Below are 17,306 nucleotides of genomic sequence, written 5' to 3'. Positions count from 1 at the left end.
GAGCCCGGCCATGGACCGTTTCATCATTCACGGCGGCCACCGGCTGCGCGGCGACATCGTCATCGGCGGCGCCAAGAACGCGGCGCTGAAGCTGCTGGTCGCGGGGCTGCTGACCTCCGAACGGCTGGTGCTGCGCAACGTGCCGCGCATCGCGGACATCACGACCATGCGCCGGCTGCTGGAACAGCACGGGGTCACGGTCGAGGACCTGGAGGGCGACGGCGGCACCCTGGCCGTCGGCGGCACCATCACGAACACCGAGGCCCCATACGACATCGTGTCGCAGATGCGCGCCTCGATCCTGGTGCTGGGCCCGCTGCTGGCGCGCTGCGGCGAGGCCCGGGTGTCCCTGCCCGGCGGCTGCGCCATCGGCACCCGCCCGGTGGACATGCACCTGAAGGGGCTGGAGGCGCTGGGCGCCGAGATCTCGCTGGAAAACGGGTATATCAACGCCCGCGCGCCGCGCGGGCTGGTGGGCGAACGCATCATCCTGCCGTTCGCCTCGGTCGGCGCCACGGAAAACCTGCTGATGGCGTCCTGCCTGGCACGCGGGCGGACCGAGATCATCAATGCGGCGCGCGAGCCGGAGATCGCGGACCTGGTCGCCTGCCTGAACGGCATGGGCGCGCGCATCACCGGCACGGGTACCGGCTCGCTGGCCATCGAAGGGGTCGAGGCGCTGCACGGCACGACCCACCGCGTGATGCCCGACCGGATCGAATGCGGCACCTATGCCTGCGCCGCCGGGATCACGGGCGGCGAGCTGCGGCTGATCGGCGGCCGGGCCGACCATCTGGGCGCGGTGGTCCGCGCGCTGGAGGAAGCCGGGGTCGAGGTGTTCCAGGAGGACGACGCCCTGCGCGTGCGCCGCACCGGGGCGCTGCGCGGCGTGGACATCATGACCGAGCCCTATCCCGGCTTTCCCACCGACATGCAGGCGCAGTTCATGGCCCTGCTGTCGGTCGCCGAGGGCGCGTCGATGGTCACCGAGACCATCTTCGAAAACCGGTTCATGCACGTGCCGGAACTGAACCGCATGGGCGCGCGCATCAACGTCCATGGTTCGTCCGCGATCATTCGCGGCGTGCATTCGCTGTCGGGCGCGCCGGTGATGGCGACCGACCTGCGGGCCTCGTTCTCGCTGATCCTGGCGGGGCTGGCAGCGCATGGCGAGACGATCCTGAGCCGCGTCTATCACTTGGACCGGGGCTACGAGGCCGTGGAACAGAAGCTGGCGCGCTGCGGCGCGCAGATCGAGCGCGTTCGGGAATGATGCGGCGCGCGCCCTTCCTGCGGCGGGGCGGAATGTGATAAGGCGCAGCCCACATGGCGCCTGGCCGGTATCGCATGGGGCGCGCGTTTTGTAGCTGGAGACCGCATGACCGCCCTAACCCGGGAGACAACCCAGGACACGAAGCTGATCCTCGCCCTGCCCAAGGGACGCATCCTGAAGGCCGCCGCCCCGCTGCTGGCCGGGGCCGGCCTGACGCCCGCCGCCGACTGCCTGGACGAGGGCAGCCGCCGCCTGCGCTTTCCCACCGACGATGCGATGCTGGACGTGGTGCGCGTGCGCTCGTTCGACGTCGCGACCTTCGTGGCCTTCGGCGGCGCGCAACTGGGCATCTGCGGCGCCGACGTGCTGATGGAATTCGACTATCCCGAGATCTACGCCCCGCTGGACCTGCGGATCGGCGCCTGCCGCGTGTCGGTCGCCCGGCCCAGGGGGCAGGAAGGAACCGACAATCCCGCGCGCTGGTCGCGGGTGCGGGTGGCCACCAAATATCCGGCCATCACCCGCCGCCATTTCGCCGCGCGCGGCATCAATGCCGACATCGTGCACCTGCACGGCGCGATGGAGCTGGCCCCGGTGCTGGACCTGTCGCACCTGATCGTGGACCTGGTCGATACCGGGTCCACCCTGCGCGCCAACGGGCTGGAGGAGACCGAGACGATCGCGACCGTCACCAGCCGGCTGATCGTCAACCGCACGGCGCTGAAGACCCAGCCGGAGCGGATCGGCGCGCTGATCGCGCGCTTCCGCCACGCCCTGGCCGCGTCCACGGTGGCGGAGACCGTCAGCGCATGAAACGGCTGGATACCGCGCAACCCGATTTCCGTGCCGCCTTCGCCCGCCTGCTGGACGACCGCGAGGGCGACACCGCCCGCGTCGATGCCCCGGTCGCCGAGATCCTGGCCGCCGTGCGTGCGCGGGGCGACGAGGCGCTGTGCGCCTATACCGCCCGGTTCGACCGCATGCCGGTCACGCCGGACCGCCTGCGCATCACCGAGGCCGAGATCGAGGCCGCCTGCGCCCGGGTCCCGCCCGACCTGCTGGCGGCCCTGGATGTCGCGGCCACCCGGATCGAGGCCTTCCACCGCGCCCAGATGCCGGCCGACCTGCGCTATACCGACGCGGACGGGGTGGATCTGGGCATGCGCTGGACGGCGCTGGACGCGGTCGGGCTGTACGTGCCCGGCGGCACGGCGGCCTATCCGTCCTCGGTCCTGATGAACGCCATGCCCGCGCGGGTGGCGGGGGCGGCGCGGCTGGCGATGTGCGTGCCGACCCCGGACGGCGTGCTGAATCCGCTGGTGCTGGCCGCCGCCCGACGCGCCGGCGTGACCGAGATCTATCGCGTCGGCGGGGCGCAGGCCGTGGCGGCCATGGCCTACGGCACCGCGACCATCCGCCCGGTGGACCGCGTGGTCGGACCCGGCAACGCCTATGTGGCCGAGGCCAAGCGTCAGGTGTTCGGCCGGGTGGGCATCGACAGCATCGCCGGCCCGTCCGAGGTCGTGGTGGTGGCCGACAGCGGCACCGATCCGCGCATCGTCGCGCTGGACCTGCTGGCGCAGGCCGAGCATGACGCCCTGGCGCAGTCGATCCTGATCACCCAGGACGCCACCCTGGCCGACCGGGTGGCGGAGGCGGTCGAGGCCGAACTGCGCACCCTGCCCCGCGCCGCCATCGCGGGGGCGAGCTGGGGCGCCCACGGCGCCATCATCACCGTGCGCGACCTGGACGAGGCCGCGTCGCTGATCGACGCGATCGCGCCCGAACATCTGGAACTGCTGCTGGCCGATCCGGAACCGCTGTTCGCCCGGGTCCGCCATGCCGGGGCGATCTTCCTGGGCCGGCAATGCGCCGAGGCGATCGGCGATTATGTCGGCGGTCCGAACCATGTCCTGCCCACCAGCCGGACCGCGCGCTTCGCCTCGGGCCTGTCGGTGTTCGACTTCCTGAAGCGCACGACCTTCATCGGCGCGGGGCCGGACGCGCTGCGCCGGATCGGGCCGGCGGCGGTGGCCCTGGCGCGGGCCGAGGGGCTGGACGCACACGCGCTGAGCGTGTCGGCGCGGCTGGACGCCGTGGCGCGCGAGTCCGACAAAGCTTGACCGCAGTGCCTACAATCCGCACATATCCGCCTGCATTCCACTTCATGGGCCGCTGGATCGCGCCACCTGGCCGATCCAGCGGTTCCGCCTGCACCGTTCTGCCGGCCCGGCGCCGGTCAACAAGATGATCGAAGGACACGATGTCTAAAGAAGACATGATCGAATTCAGCGGCACGGTGACCGAGCTGCTGCCCAACGCCATGTTCCGCGTGAAACTGGACAACGAGCACATGATTCTGGCCCACACCAGCGGCAAGATGCGCAAGAACCGCATCCGCGTCCTGGCCGGCGACCGGGTGAATGTCGAAATGACCCCGTACGATCTCAGCAAGGGTCGCATCACCTTCCGCTTCAAGTAAGGCGGACCGCTCCATGTCCGACAGCGCCCCGCCCCAGGTGGGGGATCCGGGGGTGGGGGAGCCCCGGCTCGTCCTGGCCTCCGCCTCGCCCCGCCGGCGCGACCTGCTGGCGCAGATCGGACTGGTACCAGGGCGAATCATCGCCGCCGATCTCGACGAACGGCCGCACGCCGGCGAACTGCCCCGCCCCTATGCCCAGCGCCTGGCGCGGGAAAAGGCCGCCCATGTCGCGGCCACGCTGGACGAACCCGCCCTGGTGCTGGGCGCGGACACGGTGGTGGCACTGGGCCGGCGCATCCTGCCCAAGGCCGAGGATCGCGCAACCGCGCAGCAGTGCCTGTCCCTGCTGTCCGGCCGGCGCCACACGGTGCTGACCGCCGTGGCCCTGCGCCCGACGGCATCGTGGACCGCGGGGCGCCCGGCCGAGCGCGTGGTCTTCAGCACCGTCGCCTTCTCCCGCCTGACCGACCGGCAGATCGACGCCCTGCTGGATGCGGGCGACTGGGACGGCAAGGCCGGGGGCTATGCCGTCCAGGGCCATGCCGCCGCCTTCATCCGCTTCCTGTCCGGCAGCCCCTCCGCCGTGATCGGCCTGCCGCTGTTCGAGGTCGCGCAGATGCTGCGCGGCCAGAAAGGGGACTGGATCCGGTGACGACGCGGATCCTGGCCGCCAGCGCGCCGGGCGAGATCCGCATCGCCGTCACCGACGACACCGGATTGCGCGACTACGCCCTGTGGCGCCCGGGCCGCCCCGACGGCGTGGGCGACCTGCATCGCGGCCGCACCGGCGCGCGCATGCCCGCCCTGGGCGGCACCTTCATCGACCTGGCCGACGGCACCGCCGGCTTCCTGCCGGACTCGGCCGGCACGGCCCCGACCGAAGGCGATGCCGTGCTGGTCCGCGTGGTCCGTGCCCCGCAGGGTGGCAAGGGCGCGCGCCTGAAGGCCGAAGGCGGGAGCGACGCGGCCGGGCCGCCCGCGCTGCTGGCGCGTGGCCCCACCCCGCTGGACGCGCTGGCCCAGGCATGGCCGGATGCGCCGATCGTGATCGACGACGCCGCCATCGCCGCACGCCTCCCGCCCGGCCTGCGGCCCCGGATGCAACGTGTCCCCCGCGCCTTCGACGAGGAAACCGAGGCCGCGTGCGCGGCACTGGCCGACCCGGTGGTGGCGCTGCCGGGCGGCATGCGCGCCAGCATCACCCCCACCCCGGCGCTGGTCGCGATCGACATGGACGGCGGAGGCGCCAGCACCGACCGGCGCGCCAAGCAGACGGCGCAATTCGCCGCCAACCGCGACGCGCTGCCGGCGTTGCTGCACCAGATCCGCCTGCGCAACCTGTCCGGCGCCATCGTGCTGGACGTGGCGGGACTGGCGATCCGCAAGCGCCAGGCCCTGCGCGAGACGATCGAGGCCGCCTTGGCCCAAGACCCGCTGCGGCCGCGCTTCCTGGGCTTCACCGCCCTGGGGCTGGCCGAAATCCTGCGGACCCGCATCCGCCCGCCGCTGCACGAGATGCTGTCCGGCGCGCCGGGCCGGGCGCTGCAGATGCTGGATGACTGGGTCCGCCGGTCGGCGGGCCAGCCCGGACGGCCGCCGGGCCTGCGCGTGGGCACCGACCTGGCCCGCGCCCTGGCCGAGGATCCGGACGCGATCGCCGACGCCCTGCGCCTGTCGGGCCACCAGCCGGCCTGGCGGCTGGACCCCGCCCTGGCGCCCCAGGGCTGGACATACGACCGGGACACACGACCATGACCGACCCCACCCCGACGAATACCGACCTTGCCCCCCTGCCCCCTTGCCCGATCTGCGGCCGGCCCGGGGCAGACGGCCTTCCGTCCCTTCTGCTCGAAGCGCTGCGGGGACATCGATTTGGGCCGCTGGTTCTCGGAAACCTATCGCGTGCCCGACCCGGACCAGGGATGGGACCACGGCGAGGACGGACAAATCTTCGACGAAAACGACCCGAGACGGGTTGATCCCGGCGATGAGGTGGGATAGATCACACCCCCACGGCGGCACGGTCCAACCGCACCGCCCGCGCCGGATGACGGCCCGGTGCCCAAGTAGCTCAGTTGGTAGAGCATGCGACTGAAAATCGCAGTGTCGGTGGTTCGATTCCGCCCTTGGGCACCATTCAAGCGACAAATCACAATAAATCGCCAGATATTCCCCGCGCTCAGGCACCGGTAGGCTGACGTTCGCCGATCTCCGGCTCCCTGGCGATCCCGGCGGCGCTGATCCGTCATTCGCCCGCTTGCGGACGTCGTCCGCCTGCGACCGCGCGGTCGGTCGAGGCTGCCCCATGATTGTTTTTCCTTGCCGGTACGCTTCTTGCGACTCTTACGACAGGTCTCGCGACGGGAAGACTGGAACAGATGGCATGACGATGCCGCGGACAGGCATCCTGTCGGCAGCATGGAAGATGCCGCACAGTAATGTTACGGTCCAAAGCTTTTGCCGCCTTCACATCACCACGCAAACCGTCAATGAATGTAAATTCGTGACACGTTACATTGATTGATCGACTCCACTTTACCATTCGGTAAAGACAGGGAGGGAGCACAGAATGCAACCGTGTGAGCAAAATGGCGTCCGGCGGACCGCCACACGCCGCAGCTTCAGGGTGGGCCTGCAAAGAATCGCGGCGGCAGGGGCTTTCGCCGCCGTATCCTTATCCTGTGCCCACGCAGCCGACCTTCCCGGACCCGCTGGCAATCCGGCACACGAGACCATTGTCGTTAACGGCATGTCCCGGGACGAGGTCCGGCAGGAAGTCGATAAAATGGTCTATGCGCCGTGGTATCGGCAGGTCGTGCGATGGGACAGTTCATTCTGCCCACTGGTCTCGGGTCTTCCCGAGCGCTTTCGCAGCTTCGTCGTCGATCGTCTGAACAAAGCCGCCGAATCGGTTATCCCAGGCATCTCGAAACATTGCGACACCGCGAACGTCATTGTCCTGTTTGCAGACAACGGGACGGACGCATTCAATGCGATTATCGCGCGCGCCCCGATGCTCGGCAGCGAACAACCTCCCAGGGGCATCGGGAGACATATTTCGATCCCACCCGAGATCGCGGCCGCGGACCTTCGGAAAAATCTCCCCGTGCGCTGGTATCGAAGCAATCTCAGGGTCCCGGCACCTGGTGCAATGGACGCATTCGTCCCCGGTATTGGCGAGCATAACGAACAAGGAGTTCCTGAATTCGAATCCTATTCGGGAGGGGACTGGATAAAAAAGACAACCCAATCCGAAACAGGTTCAACGATCGTTATCGTGGATTTACCACTTGCTTCGGGATCGACCTGGGGACAACTGGCAGATTATATCTCTTTCGTCGTTCTTTCCGGACCGAGACTCGGAGAGAGTTTCAACCAGAACTCCATCATGAGCCTGTTCAACGACAGCCATTTCCAGAAGACGGCGCCCTCCCGCCTCACGTCGTTCGACAGGGCGTTGCTTCACGCCCTCTATGCCGCCGATCCGGCCCAGGGCGCCAACGCCGAACAGGGCGAAATCGCCTATATGGTCGTGGACGACCTGTCCCTCCATCGTCCGACCGTGCGATAGCCGACAGGGGACCGGCGACGATCCTTATCGTGGATATCTTCTGAATCGCCGCTGCCGGGCAACGGCGGCCAGTCGGCGCATCCCGCCACGCACCGCGTCATTACTGCTATGGAACATAGGGGCCGGTCCCACGCATGGCCAGGTCATGGCCGCGGGGCGAAGCAGTATTTCCCACGTGTGCTCATCGCAGCAACAGCCTGATGATTCTTTTTTCCTTGAGGTGCCTGCGGGCCATCCATAAGTTTCGAAAATGAACTGATTTTCGGCGCATGGGGCCAATTTCGTTACGAAAGACGGGTGTCAGGCACGCCCGTCTTGGAGTATTGCGAGCCACGATTTCCGCACGACCTGACACGTGCGGAACAGGACGAACTGAGAAGGATCGAGGAATGACGCATCACCCCCGGAAGCCCGGACTGCGAAGCCGGCTTCTGGCCATGTCCTGTCTGGCCGGCGTCGTCTGCAGCGTTGCCCTGTCGGGTGCCGAAACCCGCGCCGCGACGACCACGACGACGCCGCCCAAGCGTCATGCCACGTCCAGCACCGCCGCCACGTCCGCGGCCCATGCCCCCGCCGCCCCGGCGGCCCATGCCGCGACCGCAGCCCACCCCGTGACCCCGCGCGCCGCCGCGCCGCGCACCACGGTGGCGCGGGCTGCCTCGCCCGAGGACATCTCGGTCGTCTCGTCACGCCAGGCGCTGAACGGCGGCGGCGGCATGATGCGGCTGGAAACGGCGCCGCATACCGTCCAGACCGTGGCCAAGGAATATATCGACATGCGCGCGCCAACCAGCACGGCGCTCGACCTGATCAAGAACCTGCCGAGCCTGAGCGTGTCCACGCCCGATACCGGCGGCATGCAGGGCGGCATGATCGAGGTGCGCGGCCTGACCGACCTGGACATGGGCCTGATGGTGGACGGCGCCCCCGCGGCGGCGGCCAAATACATGGCCGAGGACATCGATTCCGAGAACCTGGAAGAGGTCAACGTCACCCCCGGCAGCTCGGGCATCGACCTGCCGGTCATGTCGGCCGCCGGCGGCGTGATGAACGAGCAGTCGCACATCGCATCGCACAAGGCCGGCGGGCTGATGGATTTCTCGTACGGGACCAACAACCTGTCGCGCGAGTTCCTGCGTCTGGAATCGGGCGATATCGGCAACAGCGGCGTGCGCGCCTATGTCTCGTTTTCCAACACGCATGACAGGGCCTGGATGGGCGCGGGCATCAACGAACGCCACCACCTGGATTTCGGCGTGCAGAAGGACTGGGCCAACGGCTCGACCGCCAAGGTCTTCGTGTCGTGGAACAACGAAAACTTCACCATCGACAATTACCCGACCGCGCAGGAATTCTACACCTTCAAGCACACCGGGCAGGGCTGGGGCCGTTCGGCCAATCCTTCGGACGACAATTACTGGAAGAACAACAAGGATCACTGGAACCAGGTCTTCCTGACCGCGCCGCTGCATATCGTTCTGCCGGCACGCTTCAGCTTCGACCTGCAGCCCTATTTCAGCTTCGGGCAGGGCTGGGACGCGTCTCCGGGCGGCGTCGTCGACGGTGTCAACCAGACGAGCTTCTTCCTGCAGAACGCCACCCGCCAGGTGGGCGCGGTGACGAAGCTGGGCTACCAGATCGACCCGCATAACGCGTTCTCGCTGGGTTACTGGTACGAAAACAACTACACCGACCAGTCCTATCCCAGCGGGGCGACGAATGCCGACGGCACCCCGCCGAGCCCGTGGTACCTGTACAAGACCACCTCGCCCTACGGCCAGAACGCCGGATACGAGCTGCACTCGCTGTTCCTGCAGGACACCGCGAAATACCTGCACGACAAGCTGGTCATCCATGCCGGATTCAAGTTCGTGATGGCCAATACCTGGACCGCGGACCCGTACAACCGGTACAGCACCAACACGACCGAGCCGCTGCCGCAACTGTCCATCGGCTATACGTTCAACGAGCATCACCAGATCTACGTCAACGCGGAAGGCGACTATCGCCAGCCCAGCGCCGTCGACATGGGCTGGCTGCCCACCGCCCCCAACGCTTTCCCGAAAAACCAGTATTCCATCAAGGAAGAGCTGGGATACCGCTATCACGACAAATACGTCATCGTTGACCTGGCGCTGTTCAACTACAACGTCACCAACCGTATCGTGAACCAGTATATCGGCTATAACAGCTTCAAGCCGATTTCGATCGGCAACCAGACCATGCGCGGCTTCGACCTGATGGTATCCGGCCGCTCCATCCACGGCTTCAGCCCCTATGCGTCGATCGAATACCTCAACGCCCGGCAGGACAGCAATGTCATGGACCTCAACGAGGCCGTGCCGACATTGATCCATTCGAAGGGCACGCAGGCGGTCATGGCGCCGCACGTCATGGCCAATTTCGGATTGACCTATACCTACAAGGGATTCTTCGCCAACGGCAGCGTGCATTATACCGGCGCGCAGTCGGTCAGCGTCGCCGGGGACCAGCGCATGCCGGGCTACGTCACCAACACGCTGTCGCTCGGCTATCACTTCAAGCCGTTCATGTTCGCCAAGTCTCCGACATTCCGTCTGAACTTCACGAACCTGACCGGCTCCATCGTCCGCACCGGCCCGATGGGCGTGGTCTATCGCGCCACGGATCAGAACGCCAACACGACCGGCACTGGAAATTCCTTCATGGTCGAACCGCGTTTCACGATGACAGGCACCGTCTCGACCGCTTTCTGACGGCCAGCCGGGGGCGGCGATGCCGCCCCCTTCATGCTCCGGCGGGCGCCATGCGGCGCCCGCTTTTTTTTGCCCGCGACCCGTCGCGATATTGAACCCCGCCGCCCTGCCGCCAATCTCTGGCAGACCGCCATCAGAGAGGGAGGCAGGCCATGCAGAACCATCGCAAACTGGTCCCGGCCGAGGCGGTCGAACTCGTCGCGCGCCACGGACCCGACGCCGTGCTGATCGCCCGGATGTACCTGGTCCAGGCCCGGGAAGCCAATGACGAGCTCCGGACCATCCATTGGCAGACCCTTGTCGAAGCCGCCGAGGCCCTGCTGGCCGAGCGCAACAGCGACCCGGGCCGCCGGTCCCTGGCCGGATGAGGGAACGGAAGGGAAGGCGACTTCGGAAATCAATTGTTTATCCGTCAGGAGATTTCAGGAATACCTCTTGATATCGACCCCTGTCGTCCCAGCTTCCAGGGGCCGGGTCGCAGCCACGGTCAGCGTGGCGTCCCCGGCCATGCCAGAGCAGATCGTGATGAGGTAAGATCACCTGATCACGTGAAGATGCTCTGAAAACAAAAGCCTGGAATGCGTGATCGGGTTTACCCGATCACGCATTCCAGAGGGGAACGAACCAATGGCTATGCGCTCTCTGATGCCCTGGGGACGGGATGACAGTCGGCCACCCATGCCGGCGCAGGACCGGCAAGGCGGTCCGTTCATGAGTCTCCAGCGGGAAATAGACCGGCTGTTCGACGATTTCATGCAGGCATGGGATCCGCGCAGCCCCACCGGCAGCACCTGGCCCAGTGTCGAGGTCGCCGATACCGATACCGCGATGACCGTCACCGCCGAACTGCCGGGCCTGACCGAAAAGGATGTCACGCTCAGCGTCGATAACGGGGTGCTGTGCATCTGCGGCGAACGCCGCCAGGAAAGCACGGATGCGTCCAGCGGGTACAGCGAGCGACGCTATGGCCGCTTCGAACGCCGCTTCTCCCTGCCGCACGGCGTCAAGGAGGACGAAGCCACCGCCCGGTTCCAGAACGGCGTGCTGACCGTCACCATGCCGAAGGGGGCGGAAGCCCCGCAGGGGCGGCGCATCCCGATCAACACCGAAACCCAGCATTGACGACCTAACCGCCCGCCGCGATGCGCCCCCGCCCGGGGGCGTGTCGCTTCGGGGGGCGCATCGCATGCGGACAAACTCTTACGGGATGGCGTAATCCGGGCTACATTTCCGCCATGACCGAATCCCAGGCCCTGCACCGATCCATCCTGACGGTCGATACGCATATCGACATTCCCTGGCCCGACCGGGGCGACATCGCGCAGGAGACATCCTACCGCCATGTCGACCTGCCGAAGCTGCGGCGGGGCGGCATCGCCGCCGCCTGCCTGGTCGCCTATGTCGGGCAGGGCCCGACCGATGCGGACACCCATGCCGCCATCGGGCAGCAGGCGCTGGACATGCTGGATGCGATCGGCCGCAGTGGCGCGACCGGCGAGGCGCGGATCTGCCCCCTGGCGGACGAGATCGAGGCCGCCTTCCGCGACGGCGTCACCGCGATCGTCCCGGCGGTGGAAAACGGCTACGCGATGGGCGAGGACCTGTCGCTTCTGGCCCGGTTCCGCGCGAAGGGCGCGCGCTACATGACCCTGACCCATAACGGGCATAACGCACTGGCCGATTCCGCCCGTCCCTCGGCCGCGCTGGGCGACGTCGAGAGCCGCCATGGCGGGTTGTCCGGCCTGGGGCGCGAGGCGATCGCGGAGATGAACCGGCTGGGCCTGATGGTCGATATCTCGCACACCGCGCGCAGCACCATGATGCAGGCCGTGCGCCTGTCGCGCAGCCCGGTCCTGGCCACCCATTCCTGCGTCCGCGCGCTGTGCGACCATCCGCGCAACCTGGACGACGAACAGCTCGACGCATTGCGCGACTGCGGCGGCGTGGTCCATATCACGGCGGTCGATGCCTTCCTGCGCCCGCGCGAGGCCCGGCGGAAGCGGCCGGTGAACGTGGCGGACTATGTCGATCACATCGACTATGTCGTGGACCGGATCGGGGTCGGGCATGTCGGCATTTCGTCGGATTTCGACGGCGGCGGCACCATCGAGGGCTGGCGCAACGCGGCGCAGTCCCCCGCCCTGACGGCGGAACTGCTGCGCCGGGGCTACGACGCGGCCCAGATCGCCGCGATCTGGGGCGGCAATTTCCTGCGCGTGCTGCGGGCGGCCGAGGACGTCGCCGCATCCTGACGGGACGCCGGCTCTAGCCCCGGGGAACGTGACCGCCTATACCTGCCGGGATTTTTCTCTACGGACAGGACGGAACATGACCGCCAGCACGGATTACAAGGTACGGGACATCTCGCTCGCCGAATGGGGCCGCAAGGAGATTTCGATCGCCGAGGGTGAAATGCCCGGCCTGATGGCACTGCGCGAGGAATTCGGTGCCAGCCAGCCGCTGAAGGGCGCGCGCATCGCCGGCTGCCTGCACATGACGATCCAGACCGCCGTGCTGATCGAGACCCTGACCGCGCTGGGCGCCACCGTGCGCTGGTCGTCGTGCAACATCTTTTCGACCCAGGACCACGCCGCCGCCGCCATCGCCGCGACGGGCGTGCCGGTCTTCGCCTGGAAGGGCCTGTCCGAGGACGAATTCTGGTGGTGCATCGAGGCGACGGTGAAGGGTCCGGACGGCTGGACGCCGAACATGATCCTGGACGATGGCGGCGACCTGACCGTGCTGATGCACGACAAGTACCCCGACATGCTGAAGGACGTGCGCGGCCTGTCCGAGGAGACGACCACCGGCGTGCATCGCCTGTGGGAAATGGCGAAGAAGGGCACGCTGGCCGTGCCCGCGATCAACGTCAACGACAGCGTCACCAAGTCGAAATTCGACAATCTGTACGGCTGCCGCGAGAGCCTGGTGGACGCGATCCGTCGCGGCACCGACGTGATGATGGCCGGCAAGATCGCCGTCGTCGCCGGCTATGGCGACGTGGGCAAGGGATCGGCCGCGTCGCTGCGCAATGCCGGCTGCCGCGTTCTGGTAACCGAGGCCGACCCGATCTGCGCCCTGCAGGCGGCGATGGAAGGCTACGAGGTCGTGACGATGGAAGGCGCCGCCCCGCGCGGTGACATCTTCGTCACCTGCACCGGCAATGTCGACATCATCACCATCGACCATATGCGCGAGATGAAGCACCGCGCCATCGTCTGCAATATCGGGCATTTCGATTCCGAGATCCAGATCGACGCGCTGCGCAACTTCCCCTGGGACAACATCAAGCCGCAGGTGGACGAGGTCGTCTTCCCCGACGGCAAGCGCCTGATCGTCCTGTCCGAGGGCCGTCTGGTCAATCTGGGCAACGCGACGGGTCACCCGTCCTTCGTGATGTCGGCGTCCTTCACCAACCAGACGCTGGCGCAGATCGAACTGTGGACCGCGCCGGCCGGCAAGTACGAGCGCAAGGTCTACACCCTGCCCAAGCACCTGGACGAAAAGGTCGCGGCCCTGCACCTGGCGAAGGTCGGCGCCGAATTGACGCGGATGACGGCGAAACAGGCCGACTATATCGGCGTTCCGGTCAACGGGCCGTTCAAGAACGACCTGTACCGGTACTGACGGTCCGGCGCACCGGATGCGCCGCATTGCATGCGGTCGCATCCGGTCCCCGGGACCAACGACCAGGGGAGTTTCAGACCATGAGCATCTTCGGAACCATTCTTTCCACGATCTTCGGCCATGCCGGCGTCACGCCCGCGGGCGCGTCCACGGCCAATCCGCAGGTCACGCTGACGCCGTCGGGCACGGCCGCCCCCCAGGCCACGCCGCCGGGCGCATCCCCGACCACGGCCCCAGCCCCAGCTCCGGCTGCAGCCACCGCTCCGGCGCAGCCGGTCGACGTCGCCGCCATCCTGTCCGCCCTGGCAGCCAAGGCGCCGCAACCGCTGAACTGGCGGCAGTCGATCGTCGACCTGATGAAGCTGCTGGGCCTGGACAGTTCGCTGGCCGCGCGCAAGCAACTGGCGGAGGAACTGCATTATACCGGCGACATGAACGATTCCGCCGGAATGAATACCTGGCTGCACAGGCAGGTCATGCAGAAGCTGGCGGACAATGGCGGCAAGGTTCCCGACGACCTGAAATGACCCGCTGAATGAACCATGTCGCGAACCGGCCCGACCCTGTCGAGGCGCGCCTGCCGCCCTGGCAGCTTCTGGTCTGCGGTTTGCAGCATGTGCTGGTGATCTATGCCGGGATCGTCGCGGTGCCGCTGATCATCGGCAGCACGCTGGGGCTGGACGGCGCACAGCAGGCGATGCTGGTCAATGCCAGCATCCTGACATCCGGCATCGCCACGCTGGTCCAGACCCTGGGGCTGGGCCCGTTCGGCGCACGCCTGCCGCTGATCCAGGCATCGTCCTTCATCGCCCTGCCGCCCATGGTCATGATCGCGCGGGAATACGACCTGCCGACCGCCTATGGCGCGGTCATCGGCGGCGGGCTGGCCACCTGCCTGCTGGCGCCCCTGGCCAGCCGGCTGACGCGCTTCTTCCCGCCCGTGGTGATCGGCAGCGTGATCACCGTCGTCGGGCTGTCGCTGATGCCGGCGGCGGCGAACTGGCTGGGCGGGGGGCGGCCGGGGGACCCCGGCTTCGGCGCGCCCGCGCACCTGCTGCTGGGTTTCGCGACCCTGGCCCTGACCCTGCTGATCACCGCGCGGGCCGGCGGCATGGGGCGGACGCTGGCCATCCTGCTGGGCATGGCGGCCGGCTGCGTGCTGGGCATCCTGACCGGGCAGGCCGATTTCACCCCCATGCGCCAGGTGGCGTGGATGGCGCCGCCGCCGGTGCTGCCATTTGGCGCACCGGCCTTCCACACCGTGCCGATCCTGGTCATGACCATGGCGATGATGGTCATCCTGGTGGAGACCACCGGCAACTGCCTGGCCGTCTCGCGCCTGGCGGGGCGGACGGCATCGCGCGCGGTGCTGGCGCGCACCTATGCCGCCGATGGATTGTCCACCCTGCTGGGCGGATTCCTGGGCGGCACGCCCTATAACGCCTTCGCCCAGAATACCGGGCTGATCGCCCTGACCGGCGTGCGCAGCCGCTTCGTCGTCGCGGCGGCGGGCGCCCTGATGGTCGCAATGGGCCTGTTTCCCCGCCTGGGCGCCGCCGTCGCCTGCATGCCCCGGCCGGTCCTGGGCGGTTCGGCGATCCTGATGTTCGGCATGACCGCGATGGCCGGCATCCAGGACCTGGCGCGCATCCGCCCCTCCGGCACGGCGCACGCGCTGGTCGCCGCCGTGGCGATCGGGGCGGGCGTGCTGCCGATGGCCTGCCCGACCCTGTTCGCCCACCTGCCCGGTCCGCTGCGCATCCTGACCGCCAGCGGCGTGTTCATGGCGGCGTTCTGCGCGGTGACGCTGAACCTGCTGCTGTCCCCGGACCAGATATCCCGGACCGGACCCTGCGAGGACGCAACCGATGCATGAAGCCCCCACACCGACCGACCTGGACCTGCTGCGGCGGGCCATCGCGCTGTCGGCGGACGCTCGCGCGCAGGGGCGGCATCCGTTCGCGGCGCTGGTCGCCGATGCGCAGGGGCGGGTGGTCAGCACCGCCATCAACAATTCCATGCCGCCCGAAGGCGATCCGACGCAGCATGCCGAACTGCGCGCCGTGGCCGGCGCCGCGCGCATCCTGCCGCCCGACGCGATGGCGGACTGCACGCTTTATACCAGCGCCGAGCCCTGCTGCATGTGTGCCGGCGCGGTCTACTGGACCAATATCCGCCGCGTGGTCTACGCGCTGTCGGAGCACCGGCTGCTGGCCCTGACCGGCGCGCACCCGGAAAACCCGACCTTCGCCCTGCCCTGCCGCGAGGTATTCGCCCGTGGGCAGCACCCCGTCGCGGTGCTGGGCCCGATGCTGGAGGACGAAGCCGCCGGCCCGCATGCGGGCTTCTGGTGCGACGGCCCGCCGGCAGGCTGATCCCCCCGCCCCCCCGGCCGGTCCCCGGGCGCGGCGCGGGATTGCAACCGGAAGACGGGCATGCCAAGTGTGCCCTTGCGTCCCGAGCGGTCCCGGATGTCCCCCATGCCCGATACGATTGCCCAGACCGAGATCTCCCTTGTCGACACGCCCGTGACCGATGCCGCCGACGGCCTGGTCTGGGCGGTGTCGTGCGTGCCCGGACATCGGCCGGTGCAATTGTCGGCGCACGAAGCAACATTGCACCTGAACGACCATCCGCCGGCCCGCCTGGACGGCGAGGACGCCGCGCCCGGCGCCGCGGCCGATCGGGGCTGGGTGTGGCTTCATTACGACGTCGTCCATACCGCCAGCCGCGCCCGGGTCGAGGCGATCGGCTGCCTGCCCGAGGAAGCCCGCGCCACCCTGGGCGGTACCGACCGGGGCACCCGGCTGGAAGCGGATGGCGAGCTGGTGTACGGCGCCCTTCCCGGCTTCGACGACAGCATGAGCGACGACGACACCAACGTGTCGGCCTGGCGCTTCGCCGTGCTGCCGGACCTGCTGATCACCACGCGGCGGCATCCGGTTCCGGCCCTGGGCGCCGCCTATCGGTGGTTGCAGCGCGGCGACACGCCGCGCACGCCGGCCGAGATCGTGGACCGTACGCTGCTGGAATTCGCCGACACGGTGCGGCGCAATATCGCCATGCTGGACGATCAGCTTGACCGGGCCGAGGATCTTCTGCTGACTCTGGACCAGCATACCGATTTCGGCCGCATCAGCGGCCTGATCGGCAAGGTGCGGCGCCGGTCGACCGAACTGCGCCGCGTCATTTCGCCCGTCGACCGGATTTTCCACAGCGAGGACCTCGAATTGCCGGAATGGGCCGAGGACGACATCCGCGACCGCTCGCAGCGGCAGATCCACGCGGCGCTGGATGATCTTCTGGCGCTTCAGGACCGCGCCCGCTCGCTGCAGGACGAACTGGCATCGGGCCAGGCCGAGGAGACCAACCGGCGCCTGTATACCGTGTCGGTGGTCACCACGCTGATGCTGCCCGCCACTTTTGTGACCGGATTCTTCGGCATGAATACCGGCGGGATGTTCCTGGCCACCGGCGCCATGGGCACTGTCGAGGCCGGCGGCGTCTGCTTCCTCTTCATGGTCATCACCTGGCTGCTGCTGAAATTCGCCAAACTGCTCTGACCCCATCCGGTCGGGTCGGCCCCCATCAGTCCGGACCCCGGAACAGACGATCCGG

At 67.9% G+C, this 17,306-nt stretch carries 17 protein-coding genes and 1 tRNA gene; all 18 read left to right on the top strand.

The window, feature by feature from the left end; translation table 11 throughout:
• Window positions 1-10: 10 nt before the first annotated feature.
• Window positions 11-1,273: a UDP-N-acetylglucosamine 1-carboxyvinyltransferase gene (gene murA, locus GDI_RS06845; RefSeq protein ID WP_012224739.1), complete on the top strand. Its 1,263-nt coding sequence runs from the start codon at window positions 11-13 to the stop codon at window positions 1,271-1,273.
• A gap of 105 nt (window positions 1,274-1,378) precedes the next feature.
• On the top strand, window positions 1,379-2,086 hold the full coding sequence (gene hisG / locus GDI_RS06840) for an ATP phosphoribosyltransferase (protein WP_012224738.1): 708 nt from the start codon (window positions 1,379-1,381) through the stop codon (window positions 2,084-2,086).
• Window positions 2,083-3,396 (top strand): histidinol dehydrogenase, encoded by a 1,314-nt coding sequence (gene hisD, locus GDI_RS06835; RefSeq protein WP_012224737.1) that lies wholly within the window; start codon window positions 2,083-2,085, stop codon window positions 3,394-3,396. The genes hisG and hisD overlap by 4 nt, the downstream gene beginning before the upstream one ends.
• 140 nt (window positions 3,397-3,536) lie before the next feature.
• Window positions 3,537-3,755 (top strand): translation initiation factor IF-1, encoded by a 219-nt coding sequence (gene infA / locus GDI_RS06830; RefSeq protein ID WP_003622234.1) that lies wholly within the window; start codon window positions 3,537-3,539, stop codon window positions 3,753-3,755.
• 13 nt (window positions 3,756-3,768) lie between these two features.
• Complete coding sequence (locus GDI_RS06825; RefSeq protein WP_012224736.1) at window positions 3,769-4,407, top strand: Maf family protein; 639 nt, start codon at window positions 3,769-3,771, stop codon at window positions 4,405-4,407.
• Window positions 4,404-5,510, top strand: coding sequence for a ribonuclease E/G (locus GDI_RS06820; protein WP_041249330.1), 1,107 nt, complete (start codon window positions 4,404-4,406; stop codon window positions 5,508-5,510). The genes GDI_RS06825 and GDI_RS06820 overlap by 4 nt, the downstream gene beginning before the upstream one ends.
• A 27-nt stretch (window positions 5,511-5,537) precedes the next feature.
• Window positions 5,538-5,756 (top strand): DNA gyrase inhibitor YacG, encoded by a 219-nt coding sequence (locus GDI_RS18980; RefSeq protein WP_157871005.1) that lies wholly within the window; start codon window positions 5,538-5,540, stop codon window positions 5,754-5,756.
• Window positions 5,757-5,815: 59 nt separating this feature from the next.
• Window positions 5,816-5,891 (top strand) — tRNA-Phe (locus GDI_RS06815).
• 433 nt (window positions 5,892-6,324) lie between these two features.
• Window positions 6,325-7,326 (top strand): hypothetical protein, encoded by a 1,002-nt coding sequence (locus GDI_RS19715; RefSeq protein ID WP_157871004.1) that lies wholly within the window; start codon window positions 6,325-6,327, stop codon window positions 7,324-7,326.
• Between the two features lie 389 nt (window positions 7,327-7,715).
• Window positions 7,716-10,061 (top strand): TonB-dependent receptor, encoded by a 2,346-nt coding sequence (locus GDI_RS06800; RefSeq protein ID WP_012224727.1) that lies wholly within the window; start codon window positions 7,716-7,718, stop codon window positions 10,059-10,061.
• A 152-nt stretch (window positions 10,062-10,213) separates the two neighbouring features.
• The gene (locus GDI_RS06795; protein ID WP_012224725.1) at window positions 10,214-10,429 is read left to right on the top strand and encodes a hypothetical protein; all 216 of its coding nucleotides are present in this window, start codon (window positions 10,214-10,216) and stop codon (window positions 10,427-10,429) included.
• Between the two features lie 343 nt (window positions 10,430-10,772).
• The gene (locus GDI_RS06790; RefSeq protein ID WP_231854237.1) at window positions 10,773-11,183 is read left to right on the top strand and encodes an Hsp20/alpha crystallin family protein; all 411 of its coding nucleotides are present in this window, start codon (window positions 10,773-10,775) and stop codon (window positions 11,181-11,183) included.
• A 113-nt stretch (window positions 11,184-11,296) separates the two neighbouring features.
• Entirely contained in the window at window positions 11,297-12,313 is a 1,017-nt protein-coding gene (locus GDI_RS06785; RefSeq protein ID WP_012224716.1) for a dipeptidase, read from the top strand.
• 76 nt (window positions 12,314-12,389) lie between these two features.
• Window positions 12,390-13,688, top strand: coding sequence for an adenosylhomocysteinase (ahcY, locus tag GDI_RS06780; protein ID WP_012554150.1), 1,299 nt, complete (start codon window positions 12,390-12,392; stop codon window positions 13,686-13,688).
• Between the two features lie 80 nt (window positions 13,689-13,768).
• A complete protein-coding gene (locus GDI_RS06775) occupies window positions 13,769-14,215 on the top strand; it encodes a DUF3597 domain-containing protein (RefSeq protein ID WP_012224712.1) in 447 nt (148 codons plus the stop codon).
• Window positions 14,216-14,223: 8 nt separating this feature from the next.
• The gene (locus GDI_RS06770; protein WP_012224711.1) at window positions 14,224-15,564 is read left to right on the top strand and encodes a nucleobase:cation symporter-2 family protein; all 1,341 of its coding nucleotides are present in this window, start codon (window positions 14,224-14,226) and stop codon (window positions 15,562-15,564) included.
• Complete coding sequence (locus tag GDI_RS06765) at window positions 15,557-16,063, top strand: nucleoside deaminase (RefSeq protein WP_012224710.1); 507 nt, start codon at window positions 15,557-15,559, stop codon at window positions 16,061-16,063. The genes GDI_RS06770 and GDI_RS06765 overlap by 8 nt, the downstream gene beginning before the upstream one ends.
• Window positions 16,064-16,123: 60 nt before the next feature.
• Window positions 16,124-17,251 carry a transporter gene (locus GDI_RS06760; RefSeq protein ID WP_012224709.1) on the top strand — a complete coding sequence of 376 codons (1,128 nt, stop codon included), beginning with the start codon at window positions 16,124-16,126 and terminating at the stop codon, window positions 17,249-17,251.
• Window positions 17,252-17,306: the final 55 nt, after the last annotated feature.

This window comes from Gluconacetobacter diazotrophicus PA1 5 (assembly GCF_000067045.1).
Lineage (GTDB): Bacteria > Pseudomonadota > Alphaproteobacteria > Acetobacterales > Acetobacteraceae > Gluconacetobacter > Gluconacetobacter diazotrophicus.
Note: the sequence above shows the minus strand (reverse complement) of the source record. Positions and strands in the feature narration are given on the sequence as shown.

Bases quoted from the DNA above. Each gene is read 5' to 3' on its own strand.
- GDI_RS06795 (WP_012224725.1), top strand. From the start codon at position 10,214: ATGCAGAACCATCGCAAACTGGTCCCGGCCGAGGCGGTCGAACTCGTC.
- hisD (WP_012224737.1), top strand. From the start codon at position 2,083: ATGAAACGGCTGGATACCGCGCAACCCGATTTCCGTGCCGCCTTCGCC.
- GDI_RS06825 (WP_012224736.1), top strand. From the start codon at position 3,769: ATGTCCGACAGCGCCCCGCCCCAGGTGGGGGATCCGGGGGTGGGGGAG.
- GDI_RS06800 (WP_012224727.1), top strand. From the start codon at position 7,716: ATGACGCATCACCCCCGGAAGCCCGGACTGCGAAGCCGGCTTCTGGCC.
- murA (WP_012224739.1), top strand. From the start codon at position 11: ATGGACCGTTTCATCATTCACGGCGGCCACCGGCTGCGCGGCGACATC.
- GDI_RS06790 (WP_231854237.1), top strand. From the start codon at position 10,773: ATGAGTCTCCAGCGGGAAATAGACCGGCTGTTCGACGATTTCATGCAG.
- GDI_RS06775 (WP_012224712.1), top strand. From the start codon at position 13,769: ATGAGCATCTTCGGAACCATTCTTTCCACGATCTTCGGCCATGCCGGC.
- infA (WP_003622234.1), top strand. From the start codon at position 3,537: ATGTCTAAAGAAGACATGATCGAATTCAGCGGCACGGTGACCGAGCTG.
- GDI_RS06760 (WP_012224709.1), top strand. From the start codon at position 16,124: ATGCCAAGTGTGCCCTTGCGTCCCGAGCGGTCCCGGATGTCCCCCATG.
- ahcY (WP_012554150.1), top strand. From the start codon at position 12,390: ATGACCGCCAGCACGGATTACAAGGTACGGGACATCTCGCTCGCCGAA.
- GDI_RS19715 (WP_157871004.1), top strand. From the start codon at position 6,325: ATGCAACCGTGTGAGCAAAATGGCGTCCGGCGGACCGCCACACGCCGC.
- hisG (WP_012224738.1), top strand. From the start codon at position 1,379: ATGACCGCCCTAACCCGGGAGACAACCCAGGACACGAAGCTGATCCTC.
- GDI_RS06785 (WP_012224716.1), top strand. From the start codon at position 11,297: ATGACCGAATCCCAGGCCCTGCACCGATCCATCCTGACGGTCGATACG.
- GDI_RS06765 (WP_012224710.1), top strand. From the start codon at position 15,557: ATGCATGAAGCCCCCACACCGACCGACCTGGACCTGCTGCGGCGGGCC.
- GDI_RS06770 (WP_012224711.1), top strand. From the start codon at position 14,224: ATGAACCATGTCGCGAACCGGCCCGACCCTGTCGAGGCGCGCCTGCCG.